The organism is Paeniglutamicibacter sp. GQ140 (genome assembly GCF_059759235.1).
The window spans coordinates 23,194-38,713 of the sequence record NZ_JCAXDW010000016.1 but is presented as its reverse complement, the minus strand read 5'-3'; the positions used below and the strand labels follow the sequence as shown (position 1 = coordinate 38,713).

The 15,520-nt window shown below is 70.0% G+C and carries 14 protein-coding genes; 9 read left to right on the top strand and 5 right to left on the bottom strand.

The annotated features are described in order from the left end of the window. Positions 1–97: 97 nt before the first annotated feature. Positions 98–775, bottom strand: a complete 678-nt coding sequence (locus AC6CHY_RS18045; RefSeq protein ID WP_217390218.1) for a Crp/Fnr family transcriptional regulator — start codon at positions 773–775, stop codon at positions 98–100. A gap of 207 nt (positions 776–982) precedes the next feature. Between AC6CHY_RS18045 and AC6CHY_RS18040 the strand changes: the two genes are divergently transcribed. Continuing rightward, positions 983–2,167, top strand: coding sequence for a MarP family serine protease (locus AC6CHY_RS18040; protein ID WP_217390220.1), 1,185 nt, complete (start codon positions 983–985; stop codon positions 2,165–2,167). 31 nt (positions 2,168–2,198) lie between these two features. Here AC6CHY_RS18040 and AC6CHY_RS18035 read toward each other — a convergent pair whose 3' ends face one another. The 3 genes from AC6CHY_RS18035 to acs form a co-directional block, all read right to left on the bottom strand. After that, positions 2,199–3,200 carry a DUF2332 domain-containing protein gene (locus tag AC6CHY_RS18035; RefSeq protein WP_498227678.1) on the bottom strand — a complete coding sequence of 334 codons (1,002 nt, stop codon included), beginning with the start codon at positions 3,198–3,200 and terminating at the stop codon, positions 2,199–2,201. Between the two features lie 39 nt (positions 3,201–3,239). After that, complete coding sequence (gene aroQ, locus AC6CHY_RS18030) at positions 3,240–3,692, bottom strand: type II 3-dehydroquinate dehydratase (protein ID WP_217390224.1); 453 nt, start codon at positions 3,690–3,692, stop codon at positions 3,240–3,242. Between the two features lie 122 nt (positions 3,693–3,814). Further along, positions 3,815–5,800 carry an acetate--CoA ligase gene (gene acs / locus AC6CHY_RS18025; RefSeq protein WP_498227676.1) on the bottom strand — a complete coding sequence of 662 codons (1,986 nt, stop codon included), beginning with the start codon at positions 5,798–5,800 and terminating at the stop codon, positions 3,815–3,817. A 392-nt stretch (positions 5,801–6,192) separates the two neighbouring features. Here acs and AC6CHY_RS18020 point away from each other — a divergent pair, with 392 nt between their 5' ends. From AC6CHY_RS18020 to AC6CHY_RS18010, 3 genes are read left to right on the top strand one after another with little or no spacing between them, the layout of a single operon-like run. Beyond that, entirely contained in the window at positions 6,193–7,842 is a 1,650-nt protein-coding gene (locus AC6CHY_RS18020) for a hypothetical protein (RefSeq protein WP_498227674.1), read from the top strand. Then, positions 7,839–8,630, top strand: a complete 792-nt coding sequence (nth, locus tag AC6CHY_RS18015) for an endonuclease III (protein ID WP_498227737.1) — start codon at positions 7,839–7,841, stop codon at positions 8,628–8,630. Before AC6CHY_RS18020 ends, nth begins: the two co-directional genes overlap by 4 nt. Next, positions 8,627–9,343, top strand: coding sequence for an NUDIX hydrolase (locus AC6CHY_RS18010; RefSeq protein WP_498227672.1), 717 nt, complete (start codon positions 8,627–8,629; stop codon positions 9,341–9,343). Before nth ends, AC6CHY_RS18010 begins: the two co-directional genes overlap by 4 nt. A 33-nt stretch (positions 9,344–9,376) precedes the next feature. On the opposite strand, the gene AC6CHY_RS18005 is transcribed toward AC6CHY_RS18010, so the two are convergent. After that, positions 9,377–11,092 (bottom strand): bifunctional 3'-5' exonuclease/DNA polymerase, encoded by a 1,716-nt coding sequence (locus AC6CHY_RS18005; RefSeq protein ID WP_498227670.1) that lies wholly within the window; start codon positions 11,090–11,092, stop codon positions 9,377–9,379. A gap of 152 nt (positions 11,093–11,244) precedes the next feature. Here AC6CHY_RS18005 and AC6CHY_RS18000 point away from each other — a divergent pair, with 152 nt between their 5' ends. From AC6CHY_RS18000 to AC6CHY_RS17980, 5 genes are all read left to right on the top strand, one after another. Next, positions 11,245–12,582, top strand: coding sequence for a CpaE-like family protein (locus AC6CHY_RS18000; RefSeq protein ID WP_498227668.1), 1,338 nt, complete (start codon positions 11,245–11,247; stop codon positions 12,580–12,582). Next, positions 12,579–13,829 carry a TadA family conjugal transfer-associated ATPase gene (locus tag AC6CHY_RS17995; RefSeq protein ID WP_217390236.1) on the top strand — a complete coding sequence of 417 codons (1,251 nt, stop codon included), beginning with the start codon at positions 12,579–12,581 and terminating at the stop codon, positions 13,827–13,829. The genes AC6CHY_RS18000 and AC6CHY_RS17995 overlap by 4 nt, the downstream gene beginning before the upstream one ends. After that, the gene (locus AC6CHY_RS17990) at positions 13,823–14,536 is read left to right on the top strand and encodes a type II secretion system F family protein (RefSeq protein ID WP_217390238.1); all 714 of its coding nucleotides are present in this window, start codon (positions 13,823–13,825) and stop codon (positions 14,534–14,536) included. The genes AC6CHY_RS17995 and AC6CHY_RS17990 overlap by 7 nt, the downstream gene beginning before the upstream one ends. Then, entirely contained in the window at positions 14,533–15,078 is a 546-nt protein-coding gene (locus AC6CHY_RS17985) for a type II secretion system F family protein (RefSeq protein ID WP_498227665.1), read from the top strand. The genes AC6CHY_RS17990 and AC6CHY_RS17985 overlap by 4 nt, the downstream gene beginning before the upstream one ends. Before the next feature lie 219 nt (positions 15,079–15,297). Further along, positions 15,298–15,519, top strand: a complete 222-nt coding sequence (locus AC6CHY_RS17980) for a DUF4244 domain-containing protein (RefSeq protein ID WP_498227663.1) — start codon at positions 15,298–15,300, stop codon at positions 15,517–15,519. Position 15,520 lies beyond the last annotated feature (1 nt).

Here is a 15,520-nt window from a genome sequence, read left to right as displayed (position 1 = left end):
GGGCCACGCCCTCGAACGGCACCCCGGGCCTAATACAGCTGTGGCGGGGTTCCCCCTGAGGGGAACCCCGCCACACCCGTTCGTGCACGGTTGCGCTTTAGCGGGAACGCTGGCGCAGACGCTGGATGTCCAGGATCACGACGGCGCGTGCCTCAAGACGCAGCCAACCGCGCTGCACGAACTCGGCCAGGGCCTTGTTCACGGTTTCGCGCGAGGCGCCCACCAGCTGGGCCAATTCTTCCTGCGTCAGTTCGTGGGCAACCAGGATGCCGTCGGTGGCCGGGCGACCGAAACGGTCGGCCAGGTCCAGCAGCGCCTTGGCGACACGGCCCGGAACATCAGAGAAGACCAGGTCGGCCAGCGACTCGTTGGTGCGGCGCAGGCGCGAGGCCAGGGCCTGCAGCAACTGGACCGAAACCTCCGGGCTGGTCAGGATGACCTTGCGCAGGTTTTCGTGGCGCAGGCCGGCCAGACGCGTCTCGGAGACGGCGGTGGCGGTGGCGTTGCGCGGGCTTGGGTCGAACAAGGCCATTTCGCCGAACAATTCGCCCGGGCCGAGAACGGCAATGAGGTTTTCACGACCGTCCGTGGAGGTGCGCCCCAGCTTGATCTTGCCCGAAACGATGAAGTAGAGCTGGTCGCCCTGGTCGCCCTCGCGGAACACCGAGGCGCCACGGGACAGATCCACTTCGGATAGTTCTTCAGTCAGTGCAGAGAACACCTCGTCGCTCAATGAAGCGAAGAGTGGTGCTCGGCGCAGTACCTCGATGTCCATAAAATCTCCTGTCAACTGTCGTTAGCGCTCATCTAATTGTGCCGTACGGTTTGCCCATGTGACAGCTTCCACACGCCAAATCGGGCTAAATGTGGTTAGAATCGCGGGCATCGAACCGTTGCCCCGACTAGACTCGGGGCATCGAATAGTGTTTTGGGCCGCATTTGGGCCGGTCAACACGGTATGAAGGGCGGGAGTCCAAACTGAATGTTGGGATTGACATGGTTGGACCTGCTGCTCATCATCTCATTGATCAGCTTTTTGGCTTCTGGCCTGCGTAAAGGCTTCTTTGTAACGCTCGGCGCGATCGTCGGTTTCCTGGCCGGCGGAACCGCGGCCTTCTACGGAATCCCGCTGGTATCGACGTGGGTGACCAACCCGGGATGGCGAATCTTCTGGATTGTGGCCGCCGGGCTGATCTTTATTCTGATTGGCCAGGGCATCGGCATGGCCATCGGATCCAGAATCCGCTTATGGCTGAACTTCCCTGTCCTGAAGTCCTTTGATAGGCTGCTGGGCGGCGTTGCCAACACCGTCATGGCCGCCCTGGTGATCTCCGCGATCGCCCTCTCCGCCGCGACCATGGGCGTGCCCTGGGTTTCCCAGCAAGTCGCCGATTCACGGGTCCTGACCACGATCCAGGCCTGGACCCCGAAACCGATCACCAATTTCGTCACCCAGGCACGCGCCCAGGTCATGGGCCAAACCCTTCCCGAGCTCTTCGAACCATTCGCCCCCAAGGTCGCCGTCGAGGTTCCCGAGGCGGAGGACCTTGGGAGCGGGATCGAGGCGGCCGCGGGGTCCGTCGTCAAGATCATTGGCACCGCCTACGCCTGCGGTGTCAACCAGTCCGGTTCCGGCTTTGTCTTCGCACCGGACCGCGTGATGACCAACGCGCACGTGGTTGCCGGCATCACCGAGCCGTCCGTGACAACGCAGGATGGCCGCGTGCTCTCCGGAAGCGTCGTGTACTTCGACTCGGTCGCGGACATTGCCGTCCTCGAGGTTGGCGGACTTGGCCTGGAGCCGCTGGAGCGCGGCACCGACCTTGGCCGCGGCGACACCGCCGCATTCCTGGGCTACCCCGGCGGCGGGTCGTTCCGCGCCCTGGGAGCGGTGGTCGAATCCTTGAGCACCGTATCGATCCAGAACATCTACGGCGCCGAACCCACCCCGTTGCGGATCTACCAGCTGGCCGCCAAGGTCGAGCAGGGCAACTCCGGAGGGCCCATGCTCGATTCCCGGGGCCGCGTGGTTGGCATGGTCTTTGCCAAGGCCAAGGGAGGCGCCGACGTCGGCTACGCCCTGGCCCTCGAGGAGATCGATGCCGCGCTGGAGAAGTCCGAACGCTCCCGGGATTCGGTTCCGACCGGAGCCTGCTCGCCGCACTAGAAGCCGTCGGGCCGGCGGCGGTGGCGTCGGCTCAAAGCCAGTCGAGCTGCGCGCCGTGCTGGCCGGTGCGGGCCAGCGGAACGCCGTCCAGCGACAGGATGAAGCGGTTCGCGTCGGTGCCCCCGCGGGTTTGGTTCGAGGCATCCATGAAGAACGACTCGTTGGAAATCCAGCGGCAGCCCAGCGAGGCGATCGTCTGCGCAAAGGCGGAGCGCCGCGCCTCGTCCAGGTAGGCGAGCACCGCCGAATGCATGACCACGGGAACCGCGTGTCTCGGGGCCGCATCCACCAAATCGGCAACGCGTTCGTTCAGGTCCCCGGCCAGCAGCAGCGGCGGCCCGGCAACCCCTTCCAGGATGCCGGACTTCAGCGCGGCCAGGGTCGCCAGGGCGGCGTCCAGCTGCGCGAGCCGCTCCTCCTGTCCCGGCCAGACCAGCGCCCGCAGCCACGCCACGGTGTCCGGGTCAGTGCCGTCAAGCGGGTTCAGGTCGACCCCGGACCGCCAGGCGATGTCGGGCAGCGCCCGCGGGAGCGGGGGATTTCCGGTGGTGGAGCAGCGCAGCAACGGGGAGCCGGTGCCGAGCGCAGGGGCCCCGTCGTAGGAGTAGGAGTAGAGGTCGGGCAGCAGGCACAGGCCCGCCGAGGGGCCGACCTCGATCAACGCCAGGGGGCGCTGTTCCTGGGCGGCCACCATGGCCAGGGCTGGCAGCAACGTGGCGCAGCGACCTGCCTCGTTGGTCTGCGTGGCGTGGCCCATGATGATTGAGCGGATCGCCGGCCAGTGCGTGCGGAGGTAGCGCTCCAGGAACCCAAACGGCTCGTCCGGGCAGCCGTGGAAGCGTGCCGCGGCAAAGACCAGGTTTGGCTGCCGCTTGGGGGCGGGCAGCCCGGCAATGAGTTCCGGCAGTGTTGCGCTCTCGGCGACGCCTTCGGCCCATTGCCGGTACAGCTCGCTGTTCCCGGTGAACCAGCGGTGCGCATATTCCAGGTACAGCTCGGCGACGCCGACGTCGGGTGTGGCTTCGGTCCCCATCGTCACTGCCCCCTTAAGGGTTTATGCCCGCCGGCGGGGCTACTTCCCGGCGAGGTGGATGAGTTGCTGGATGCCCAAAACATACCCATTGACGCCCGCGCCCACAATGATGGAGGCGGCAACCGGGGAAATGTAGGAATGGTGGCGGAAGGCCTCGCGGCGGTGCACATTGGAGATGTGCACCTCGACCACCGGCAGCTGGACCCCGGAAATGGCGTCGGCCAGGGCGACGGAGGTGTGGGTGAACGCGCCGGGGTTGAACACGATGCCCGCGACCTGGCCGCGGGCGGCGTGGATCGCGTCCAGGAGCACGCCTTCGTGGTTGGACTGCAGGAACTCCACCTCGTAGCCCGCCCCCGCGGCGGCGGTGCGGCAGAGTTCCTCGACATCGGCCAGCGTTTCGTGGCCGTAGACCTCCGGTTCGCGGGTGCCCAGAAGGTTCAGGTTCGGGCCGTTGAGGACCAGGATGCGCGCGGGTGTTTTTTCACTCATGTCTCCACCTTATGCAGGCGGGGCCGTGCGGGAAGAGGCGGCAAGCCGGTTTGGCGTTAAATGACTCGGGCGGGGGAGGGCACGAAGCCTTCCCCCGCCCGCCGGTGGTTGCCGCCGGAGCGCTACTTGCGCATCGAATCGGCGATCTGCGTCATCACGGTGTTGTCCGCCAGCGTAGTGGCGTCGCCGACCTCGCGGCCCTCGGCGACGTCCTTGAGCAGGCGGCGCATGATCTTGCCCGAGCGGGTCTTGGGCAGCTCGGGGACCACCAGGATGTGGCGCGGCTTGGCGATCGGGCCGATGTCCTTGCCGACGTGGGCCCGCAGCGTGGCCACCACGTCCTCGCCGGCCTCCGGCTCGATCTGCAGGATCACGAACGCGACCACTGCCTCGCCGGTGGTCTCGTCCTTCGCCCCGACCACCGCGGCCTCGGCCACGTACGGGTGGGCGACCAGCGAGGACTCGATCTCGGTGGTGGACAGCCGGTGCCCGGAGACGTTCATGACGTCGTCCACCCGTCCCAGCAGCCAGATGTCCCCGTCATCGTCCTTCTTCGCGCCGTCGCCGGCGAAGTACATGCCCTCGAAGCGGGACCAGTAGGTCTCCTTGTAGCGGTCCATGTCGCCCCAGATGCCGCGCAGCATCCCCGGCCACGGGTCGCGGATGACCAGGAAGCCGCCCTCGCCGTTGCCCACCGATTCGCCCGCCTCGTCGACCACGTCCACGGTGATGCCCGGGACCGGTGTCTGCGCGGAGCCGGGCTTGGTGGCGGTGACGCCGGGCAGCGGGGCGATCATGTGCGCGCCGGTCTCGGTCTGCCACCAGGTGTCCACGATCGGGGTCGGGTGTTCCTTGCGTTCCCCGTTCTTGCCGTTGTTGGTGCCGATGACGTCGCGGTACCACATCCACGCCTCGGGGTTGATGGGTTCGCCCACCGAGCCGAGCACGCGCAGCGAGGACAGGTCGTAGGAGTCCGGGATCTGCCGGCCCCACTTCATGAAGGTGCGGATCGCGGTGGGGGCGGTGTACAGGATGGTGACGCCGTACTTTTCGATGATTTCCCACCAGCGGCCCTGGTGCGGGGAATCCGGGGTGCCCTCGTACATGACCTGGGTGGCGCCGTTGATCAGCGGGGCGTAGGTGACGTAGGAGTGGCCGGTGACCCAGCCGATGTCGGCGGTGCACCAGAAGACGTCGGACTCGGGGTGCAGGTCGAAGGTGTCGCGGTGGGTGGCGGCGGCCTGGACCAGGTAGCCGCCGGTGGTGTGGATGATGCCCTTGGGCTTGCCGGTGGTGCCGGAGGTGTAGAGCACGAAGAGCGGGTGCTCGGCCTCGTGGCCCACGGCGGTGTGCTCGACGTCGGCGGTGTCCACGACCTCGGACCACCACTTGTCCAGTGAATCGTTCCAGGCGACGTCCTGGCCGTTCCGCTTGACCACGAGCACGTTTTGGACGGTATGGCCCTCCTTGGCCAGCGCCTCGTCGACGGCCGGCTTGAGCGCCGAGGGCTTCCCGCGGCGCCAGGTGCCGTCGGCGGTGACCACGAGCTTGGCCTCGGCGTCGTCGATGCGGCTGCGCAGCGCGTCGGCGGAGAAGCCGCCGAAGACCACCGAGTGGATCGCGCCGATGCGGGCGCAGGCCAGCATCGTGATCACTGCCTCCGGGATCATCGGCAGGTAGACGGCCACGCGGTCGCCCTTGGCCACGCCGAGGGACTCGAAGGCGTTGGCGGCCTGCTTCACGGCCGTGGTGAGCTGCGCGTAGGTGTAGGTGCGGGTGTCGCCCGGTTCGCCCTCGAAGTGGATGGCGACGCGGTCGCCGAGCCCGTTTTCGACGTGGCGGTCAAGTGCGTTGTAGGCGGCGTTGACCTTGCCGTCGGCGAACCACTTTGCCACCGGGGCCTGCGACCAGTCCAGGACCTGCGTGAAGTCGGTGTCCCAGGAAAGGACATCCCGGGCGGTGTCGGCCCAATATCCCAGGCGGTCCGCCCGGGCCGCCGCGTATTGTTCCGGCTTCCCGATGGCGTTGGCCACGAATTCCGCGCTCGGGGCGAAGGCGCGGGTTTCATGGGAGAGGTTGTCAAGCGTGGGGGTGTGGGTATCCGACACGGGTTTCGGTCCTTCCAATAACAAACAAATGGGTCTTGTGATTCAGGTTACAGCCGCACGGAGGGCTGGGGTGTGGCCCGTCACAAGTATGACAGTGGAGGGTGGTGATTGTGCGCCGAGCGGCGCCCCGTGCGCGATCAGTGGTTGCTGGTGTGGGGCCCGGGGCAGGGTCGGCCGCGAATGTGGCGCCGACCGGCCGGGACAACGCGAAAAGCGACCCGGGGTGGCAAAACGTGCCAGCGGCACCGTCGCGCGGATAGGGTTGTCAGTAGCCGTTGCCATTCCCGCGGAACCCGGACACCGGCCGCCCGATACACGGGCGCTGCGGGTATCGCATGCCGGTTGCCGGTGCAGGGACAGAATGCAACACATAGCAGAAGCGGGGTCTTCACATGGATAAGGTGCACTCAAAGGCACAGGGTTCGCAGCCCGGACACGCGCTCAAGCCGGTCGTCGGGCCGCTGACGATGCGCGACGCCCTCGTCGTGGTCGGCGGGCTGTTGGTGCTCGTCGGATCGCTGGTTCCGATTCCGTGGACCAAGGCCGTCTCGGTGAACATGTGGATCTTCCCGGGCCTGCCCTTCCACCTCTTCGTCGCGCTGCTGTTGCCCCTCGGCATCGCCGCCGGATTCCTGTGGCGCCGGCTTACCGGCCGCACCCGGGTCCGCATTGCCTCGCTGAGCCTGGACCAGGCCGGGTCGGTGGTGGCGCTGTTCGCCGCCGCCTACTTCTTCAACTCCTACGTGGCCTCCATGTCGCCGGCATACCTGATCGGGCTGGTCGGCGCGTTGGCAATGATTGCCGGCACCACGCTTGCCACCTACCTGGGGATCTTCCGCCGCGACTTCGTCTCCGGCGGCGACTCGGTGCTTGGGTCCGACGTGCACCCGGTGGCATGGGCCACCAAGACCTCGGCGGCGCAGGCCGTCGGAACCGATGCCGATTCCGATGCGGAATCCGAGGGCTTTGGCGCCAGCAGTGCCGGTGGCGCCGGCAGCGCATCGGCCGGCCGGCCCGCCACCCCGGTGACCGGCAAGCCCGAGGGCCGCCGGGAAACTGCCTCCGCAGCGGCTCCCGCCGCCGGTGCCGGTGCCGCAGCCGCGGGTGCTGGAGCGGCCCACAATTCTTCCCCCGCAGCTGCGCTGCGCCGGGAACCGGGAACCAATGCCTCCGGCACCCCCGATGCCCGGGGCGCCGAGCACGCGGCCCCGACAGGGGTGAACACCGAGGCACCCGGAGCGGGCGCGGACGCGGCCCCAGCCGCGACGCCGGACGCCCGGGGGGCCGGAAGCGCGACCTCCCACGGCAACCAGGACGCGGCGGACGCGGCGCATCCGCTCACGGAATGGAAGTCGGTCGCCGATGCGGCCGATGCAGCGGAGTCCGAACCGGAATCCGCTGCCAAGCCGCGCACCGCTGCCGAAGCTGCCTACGCCGGCTCGGTGCCGTCGACCCCGGCACCTGCCCAGGAATCCCCGTCCTCTTCCGCCGAAGGGGAATCCTCGGCGCCGGGCCGATCCCCGAGGTCCGGGGACGCCGCGAAGCCCGCGGCGGATCGGGCCGGCAACGTCGACGCCGCCGCCGAATCCACTCCGGATCCCGAGCTCGGGTCGCCCGAGGCCGCGGATGTCGACGCCCCGGCACCGGATGACCGCACGCAGGATTCCGCGCACCCGGCCACCATGGCCACGCCGCGGGCAGGCACCGACATCAAGGCAACCGCCGCCCTGTCGCGGGCTGACATCGCCGCGCACCAGGCGGCCGTCGAACGCGCCAAGGCCGAGTCGGAATCCTCCTTCGGGGCCAAGGCCGAGGCGCACGGGCAGGACGGCCACGAGGAAGAGGCGGCCAGCTTCTGGTTTGCGCTGAACCACCCGCGCCCGGTCTTCCACCCGGGCAACGGCACGATGCTTTCCACGCTGAACCCGGGGACCTGGATCCTGTGCCTGGAGGACCGCGGCACCGAATACCTCATCAACCTCGCCGACGGGCGGCCGGCCGTGCTGCGCAACCTGGACGACCTGCAGTTCCCGGAAAAATAGGCGTGCACAGCGAAGAGAGCCCGCTGGGGCGCAAGCGCCGGGCCCGCAAGATCAACCGGGTCCTGGCGCAGGCCTACCCGTATGCCGTCGCTGAGCTCGACTTCACCAACGCCTTCGAGCTGCTGGTGGCCACCGTGCTCTCGGCCCAAACCACCGATGTGCGGGTCAACGCGATCACCCCGGCGCTCTTTGCCGCGTACCCGGACCCGCTGGCCATGAGCCAGGCGGAGCCAGAGGCCCTGCAGGAGCTGATCCGGCCCACCGGCTTCTTCCGGGCCAAGGCGACCTCGCTGCTGGCGCTGTCCACGCGCATCGTCGACGAGTACGACGGGGTGGTACCCGGGCGGCTCGAGGACCTGGTGACCCTGGCCGGGGTCGGGCGCAAGACCGCCAACGTGGTCCTGGGGAACGCCTTCGGGGTCCCGGGCATCACCGTCGACACGCACTTCATGCGCCTGGCCCGCCGCTTCGGGTGGAGCAGGGAAACCGACCCGGTGAAGATCGAGCACGAGGTCGGTGCGCTCTTCGAGCCGAAGGACTGGACGATGCTCAGCCACCGCGTGGTCTTCCACGGCCGCCGCGTCTGCCACGCCCGCAAGCCGGCCTGCGGCGCCTGCCCGCTGGCCACCCTCTGCCCCTCCTACGGGGAGGGCGAGACCGACGAGGTGAAGGCCGCCAAGCTGCTCAAGTACGAGCTGGCGCCCGGGCGCGGGGAACTGCTGGAGAAGATGCGCGCCGGGGCCACGCGCCGCGAGCTGCGCGCCGAGGGGTATGGTCTGGAAGCATGAGCGTACGCAGCGAACTATTGGCCATGATCGAGGCCAAGGCGCACCTTGCCGGCCGGGGCCCGGAACTGGCGACCAAGATGCCCGAGAGCTGGGTCTTCAACCCGCTGGACCCGGCCAGCGCCCGGCACGCGGCGGTGCTGATCCTCTTCGGCCGGCTCGACGACGTTCCGGCGGCCACCGACGTGGCCTCCGTCCACGAGGACCTTGACGTGCTCTTCGTGACCCGCGCCGACACGCTGCGCAAGCATGCCGGCCAGGTCGCCTTCCCCGGCGGCAAGGTGGACCCGGAGGACGAGGACGCGATCGCCGCGGCGCTGCGCGAGGCCCGCGAGGAAACCGGGCTGGACCCGGACGGCGTGGAGATCCTCGGGGTGCTGCCCGACGCGGAGCTGCCCATCACCAACTTCATCGTCACCCCCGTCATCGGCTGGTGGCACGCGCCCTCGGAGGTGTTCGTGGTGGACACCGCCGAGTCCTCCACCGTCTTCCGCGCCCCGGTGGCCGACCTGCTGGACCCCGCCAACCGGGTCTCGGCGGTCGTGGAGCGCGACGGGCAGCGCTTCTGCGCCCCCGCCTTCGACGTGGCGGGCGGATTCATCTGGGGCTTCACCGGCATCCTGTTGGATCGGATCTTCAACGAGCTGGGCTGGACGCTGCCCTGGGACGCGGGCCGCGAGGTGCAGGTGGCCGTCGGCGACCGGCGCGCGACCTGACGCAGCCCGGCCCGGCGCCGGCGGACCCGGGCGCTACTTGGCCTGGTCGTAGGAATCCACGACGACCGCGGTGACAGGGAAGTCCACCGGGATCTGCCCGAAGAGCAGGGCGGAGGCGGCCCGGGCCGCCTCGTGCACCAGCGCCACCGCGGTGTCGGCCTGCGCGGCCGGGACGTGGAGCATGATCTCATCGTGCAGGAAGAACACCAGCGCCCCGGCATCGACCCCCGCCTCCCGGCCAGCGTTCAGCCGCCGGCGCAGCTCGCCCATCCAGCACAGCGCCCACTCCGCCGCGGTGCCCTGGACGATGAAGTTGCGGGTGAACCTGCCCCGCGAACGCCCCTCGGCCTCCACGGCCCGCTGTTCGGCCTCGGAGGAGGCCCGCGACCTGGCCTTGAGCCACTGCGCGGGCGCCGGCGGGGTGCCGCGGCCCAGGAACGAGGCGACGGCAGCGCCTGCTTCCCCCTGCGCCGCCGCCCACTCCACCAGTCCCACGGCCCGCGGGTAGGTGGCCTTGAGCTTGGGCATCAGCCGGCCCGATTCCCCGGTCGTCGCCCCGTACATCGCCCCGAGCATCGCGATCTTCGCGTGGGCCCGGTCCCCGCCGAACCCGGCATCGGCAATGCCCTTGTAGAGGTCCCGGCCACGGGCCGCGGCGGCCAGCGCCTCGTCGCGGGACAGGGCGGCGAGGATCCGCGGCTCCAGCTGCGCGGCGTCCGCGACCACCAGCACCTTGCCGGGATCCGCGCGCACCGCCGAGCGCACCTGGTGCGGGATCTGCAGCGCCCCGCCGCCGTGGGAGGCCCAGCGCCCGGTGACCACCCCGCCGACGATGTACTCGGGGCGGAAGCGCCCGTCATGCACCCAGCGGTCCACCCACGCGTAGCCGTTGGCGTTGGCCAGCCGGGCGACCTTCTTGTACGCCAGCAACGGCTCGATGACCGGGTGCTTGATCTCCGTCAGTTCCCAGGCGCGGGTGTTTGACACCGCAATGCCCGCGCGGTTCATGGCCTTGAGCAGCTCGGCCGGGGAATCGGGGTTCAGCGTCGGGGCATCGAGCAGCCGGCGCAGTTCGGCGGCAAGTTCCTCCATCCGCGGCGGGCGCACCCCGGCCGGAACCGGCGGGCCCAGTGCCTCGGCGAGCAGCCGGTGGTGCTCCGCCACGTCCCACGGCACCCCCGCATGGGTCATTTCGGCGCCGATGAGCGCGCCGGCCGACTCGGCGGCCAGCAACAGGCCCAGCCTCGCACCGCGCTCGGTGTCAGGCACACAGGCGCGCTGGGCGAGGAACTCGGCCAGCAGGTTTTCCAGCGCCCCGGACTGGTCCTTCGGCTCGGAAAACAGCTCTCCCTGGTTCTCGGAGACCCGCGCCGGGGGAAGCAGGTGCGCGGGCGCCGCGGCGGAGGGATCAGCCTGGCTGCGGATGGACTCGAGGTAGCCACCCGGCACCGCATAGGGCGCATTGCGCAGGATCGCGCGGACCAGGCCCAGGTCGTGGACCCGCTCGATATGCACCCCGGCGGCCAGCAGCCCCGGATACCAGGAATGCACCGAGTCGAAGACCCAGCGCGGCTTCCTGGCGGCCTCCAGCTCCGCCACCACGGCCGGCAGGGAATTGCCGTACACCTGCACCGGGGGCAGCAGGGCTGTGCCCGCGGCATCGACGAGCTGCACCACGGCAGTGGCCGAACCGGCTTCGGACTCGGGCTGGGACATGGAGTGGGAGGCCACTACCGCAAATTGCTGCATGCTCCATTCTCGCAGTTTCTTCCCCGGCCCCGCCGCCGGCGCGGCCTGTCCCGCTTTCCCGCACATCGGGCGACCGGGCTCCCGCGTGGTTGTCCTCCGCCTGCATCCGGGGGACTTCACCGAAGAACCGCCCGGGCACCACGCTGGAAGGCATGAACGACGAGATGCGATTTGTGGCCCGGCTGCCGGCGGCGGGCCAGCGTACCCTGCAGCTTCCGGCACTGCGGGCCGCCCGCGTGAGGCAGGATGTCCGGGCGACGGGGCCTGCCCCGGTGCCGGAGCGGTTGCCGGGCCCGGCGCCGGAATCCGCCGAGACGACGGAACCGCTACCCGGGCGGGAACCGGTCCGGGAACCGGGAGTCGTCGAGGCGAAGCGCGCGGTTTCCGCCGATGTCCCGGGTGTTCGTGCGGGGTCCAGGCCGGCGGAACTTGCCCGCTGCATCCTGCTTAGCCGCGACGTGGAACTGGCCCAGGTGCTGGCCTCGATAGCGGTGGGGGCAGGGGTCCAACTGCTGCCCTGCCGGGACGTGGAACAGGCCGCGGCCTACCGCGACGAGGTGATCCTGGTGGGCCAGGACGCCGTGGCGGAAATCGGCTCCCTCCTGGCTGCCTCCACGCTCATCCTTGTCGGGGCCGAGGAACACCAGGACGTGCTCTGGCGCGCGGCCGCCACCTGCCCCGGGGCCCGCGTGGCGGTGTTGCCCGCGGCGGCGGCCTGGCTCGGTGAATACCTGGGGGAGCTGGGGCTGCACTCCGGACGCGCCCACCTCACGCTCGTGGCCGGGGCAGGCGGCGGGGCCGGGACCAGCACCTTCGCCGCCCTGCTTGCCGCCACCTCGACGCTGGAGGGATCCCGCACCCTGCTGCTGGACGCGGACCCGCATTCTGCCGGGCTGTGGCCGGTGCTCAAGGCGCGGGAACCTGACGGTCTGGGCTGGGAGGACCTGGAAAATTCCCGCGGCCAGCTCTCCCCGGGCCAGTTGGCCGAGATCCTGCCGCTGTCCCAGGGCACCGCGGTGCTGTCCTGGGTGCGGAACCCCGGGTGCTTCGTGCCGTCCGAGGCACTGCTGGCCGAGGTGCTGGCCGCATCACGGCGCATCTACGAGCACATCGTCATCGACGCGGGGCACGTCACCGGTGTCCCCGCGTCCATGGCGGCGCTGGCGGACACCCGGCTGCTGTTGCTCGCGGCCAGGTCCGGCAACGCGGGGGCCGGGACCGGACGACGGCTGGGGGAACGGGCGGGGGACTGGCGGCTGATCCTCACGGGCAGGCTCGCCGCCGGGATCGACACCCGCTTGTTGGCGCAACGGGCGGGAATCGAGCTCGGCGGGTATTTCGCGCCCCGCCGTGCCATCGCCCGCGGTGCCGCGGACGGTTCGCTGATGAACGTGTTGGTCCGCCGCTCATTGCGACGCAACGTGGCGGCGCTGGGACAGGGCAACGGCCGGCATCAGGAATCGGAATCGGAAACGGGTCAGGCGGCATGAGCGGGCCAGAGCAGTCGCCGGGGCCGTTGCCCGGGAACGTGCGACGGGGGCGGAGGCGCTGGGAAGCCAGGCCGCCGGCCCGGGCACAGGAACCGGCCGCCCCCGCCCGGGTCCTGGAGGAGGTGAGGCTGCGGGCGATGGGGCAGGGCGGCGGGCTCAGCGAGGTGGACCTGGCCTCGGCGGTGCGGGCCTCGGGGCGCGTCATGGGCGCGGCGAGCAGCACCGAGATGCTGCGCAGCCTCAGCGACGACATCCACGGGCTGGGGATCCTCGAACGCCTCGCCCAGGTCCCCGGGACCACCGACATCCTCATCGACGCCGGAGGACAGGTCTGGGTGGACGGAAGCGCCGGGCTGCACGCTGCGGAACTCGCCTTCACCAACCCCGAACAAATCCGCGCCCTGGCGGTGCGGCTGGCCGCCGCGGGCGGACGGCGTCTGGACGACGCCCAGCCCTTCGTCGATGTCTCGCTGGGCAACTACCGCATCCACGCGGTGCTGCCCCCGATCTCCACCGGCGGCCCGCTGCTGTCCATCCGCATCAAGGGCAACCGCAACCAGCGGCTGGAGAGACTCGTCGACGACCCCGGCTGGCTGGCCGCGCTGGGTGCTATCGTGGCCGCGAAGCTGAACTTCCTGGTGTCCGGGGGCACCGGGGCAGGGAAGACCACGCTGCTTGCCGCCATGCTTGCCCGGGTCCCGGGCGACGAGCGGATCATCGTGGTCGAGGACTCCCAAGAACTCGCACCGGCGCACCCGCACCTGGTGGGACTGCAAAGCCGCGGCGGGAACGTGGAGGGAGCCGGCGAAATCGGGATGGACACCCTGGTTCGCCAGGCGCTGCGCATGCGCCCGGACCGCTTGGTGGTCGGCGAATGCCGGGGAGCGGAGGTGCGTGAGTTCCTCGGCGCGATGAACACCGGGCACGAGGGGGCGGCGGGCACGGTGCATGCCAACAGCGTCACTGCTGTCCCCGCCCGGCTGGCAGCCATGGGGGCGCTTGCATCCATGGACGCGGCCGCCACCGCGCTGCAGGCGGCCAGCGCCCTGGACGTGCTCATCCACGTCTGGCGGGATCCTGCCACCGGCGTCCGCAGGCCGGTTCAGTTGGGCCGGGTGGTCCTCACCGAGGCCGGGATGCTTTCCGTGCGCATGATCCGGGAAACCGGAACGGGGGACGGCGACCCCGAAGCCCTTGACTGGTTCAGGACACGGCTGAAGGCAGCGGGGGAGGAAAGCCCATGGTGATCCTCGCCGGTGCGGTTGTCCTTCTGGGGGCTGCGACCTGGCTGTGGCTGGCGCCCGGAAATCCCACCCTCACGCTCCCGGCCGGGGGTGGCCGCCCGGAGCGGGTGCGCCGCCAGCGGGCAAACCCGGCCACCGACGCCGAGGACTATGCCAAGCTGGTTCGCCAACTCGCCGCCATGCTGCGCGCCGGCACCGGCCCGGCAGCTGCCTTCGGGTTGCTGGCAACCATCTGGGCCACGGGTTCCACCCGCACGGCAGCCGACATCCACACCGGGTGCACCAGGGCCCTGGCCCAATGGCGCACCGGCGGAACCCTGCAGGAGGGACTGGCGGCACACGCGGATGCCAACGCGAGTCACGGGCGGCTATGGAAGCGCCTGGCCTGGTGCTTTGCCGTCAGCGAGGAATCGGGCGCAGCGCTCGCGGACCTGCTTGACACGCTGGCCGAGGAGGCCGAGACCGCCGCAGACATGCACCGTGCCCTCGATGCCGCGCTCTCCGGACCGCGTGCAACGAGCAGGCTGCTGACCTACCTGCCCGGGATCGGGCTGGGACTGGGCCAATTGCTGGGCATCAACCCGCTGGCGGTGCTCACAACGCATTCAGTGGGCAGGGTGGCGCTGGTTTGCGGGGTGTGCCTCTGGCTGGGGAACCGCTTTTGGTGCGCGCGGATGCTGCGCGCCATCTCCGACAAGGTGCCCTCGTGATCGGGACCATGGTCGCGGTGCTGCTGGCCGGGGTCGCGGTGTGGGTCGGCTTTACCGCACCCGTCAGTGTCTCGGCTCCGCCGCGCGGAAGGAGGTCGGCAGTTGCCCGGAAGCACCCGGAGGCGCCCGCGGAACCAGTGCCGCTGGTGCTTGAAATGTGTGCCACGCTGCTGGAATCGGGGCTCCCGATCCGGGCAGTGCTGCAGATCATCGGCACCAACGTCCCGGGGTACGGCTCGCTGTTGCGTGTCTCGCGTGCCCTGGACCTGAACGTCGGGTGGGAGAGGGCCTGGGGACAGGGCACCGGGCCGGTCGGCGAGCTCGAACAGTCCCTGCGCTTCACCCAGCTCTCCGGCGCCCCGGCGGCGGCACTGCTGCGCTCCACCGCTGCCGCCACGCGCAAACGCGGCGTGCGGGAGGCGGAGGCGCGCGGTGCGGAGTTCGGGATCAAGCTGGTGGTCCCGCTGGGATTGTGTGCGCTTCCGGCGTTCATCGCCCTGGGAGTGGTGCCGGTGGTGATCTCCCTGATGCCGCAATTCTAGTGGCCGGCTCTTTCCCGCACCGAGGCCAGGCCCTTTTCCCGGGCGACCTGCCCCGCCGACCACTTTTATCCCCAGCGGGGCCACGACCCCTCCCGGGGCCCGTGAACAAAAGCCCACACTCGAATCGGGAGCCGCCACGGTCCAACTTCAGGGCTCGCGGCCAGTCCCGTCCCCCTCCAGGAGCAACCAGAACTCCAAGCACAAGCAAAGGACAACACCATGGACAACTACATCGCCCCCGCCCCGGGCCACATCGACCTGCAAGACCGCGCCGAGCCGACACCCGGCGCGCTCAACGACGAGGAAGGCAGCACCACCGCCGAATTCGCCATCGTCGCCCTGGCCGCCGTGGCATTCGCCGGACTGCTGGTGAGCATCCTCTCCAGCGGGGATGTACGGGGACTGCTGATGGGCCTGATCCGCCAGGCCCTCACCTTCTAGG

Bases quoted from the DNA above. Each gene is read 5' to 3' on its own strand.
- AC6CHY_RS18040 (WP_217390220.1), top strand. From the start codon at position 983: ATGTTGGGATTGACATGGTTGGACCTGCTGCTCATCATCTCATTGATC.
- AC6CHY_RS17990 (WP_217390238.1), top strand. From the start codon at position 13,823: ATGGTGATCCTCGCCGGTGCGGTTGTCCTTCTGGGGGCTGCGACCTGG.
- AC6CHY_RS18020 (WP_498227674.1), top strand. From the start codon at position 6,193: ATGGATAAGGTGCACTCAAAGGCACAGGGTTCGCAGCCCGGACACGCG.
- AC6CHY_RS18000 (WP_498227668.1), top strand. From the start codon at position 11,245: ATGAACGACGAGATGCGATTTGTGGCCCGGCTGCCGGCGGCGGGCCAG.
- AC6CHY_RS18005 (WP_498227670.1), bottom strand. From the start codon at position 11,092: ATGCAGCAATTTGCGGTAGTGGCCTCCCACTCCATGTCCCAGCCCGAG.
- AC6CHY_RS18035 (WP_498227678.1), bottom strand. From the start codon at position 3,200: ATGGGGACCGAAGCCACACCCGACGTCGGCGTCGCCGAGCTGTACCTG.
- AC6CHY_RS17995 (WP_217390236.1), top strand. From the start codon at position 12,579: ATGAGCGGGCCAGAGCAGTCGCCGGGGCCGTTGCCCGGGAACGTGCGA.
- AC6CHY_RS17980 (WP_498227663.1), top strand. From the start codon at position 15,298: ATGGACAACTACATCGCCCCCGCCCCGGGCCACATCGACCTGCAAGAC.
- aroQ (WP_217390224.1), bottom strand. From the start codon at position 3,692: ATGAGTGAAAAAACACCCGCGCGCATCCTGGTCCTCAACGGCCCGAAC.
- AC6CHY_RS18045 (WP_217390218.1), bottom strand. From the start codon at position 775: ATGGACATCGAGGTACTGCGCCGAGCACCACTCTTCGCTTCATTGAGC.
- AC6CHY_RS18010 (WP_498227672.1), top strand. From the start codon at position 8,627: ATGAGCGTACGCAGCGAACTATTGGCCATGATCGAGGCCAAGGCGCAC.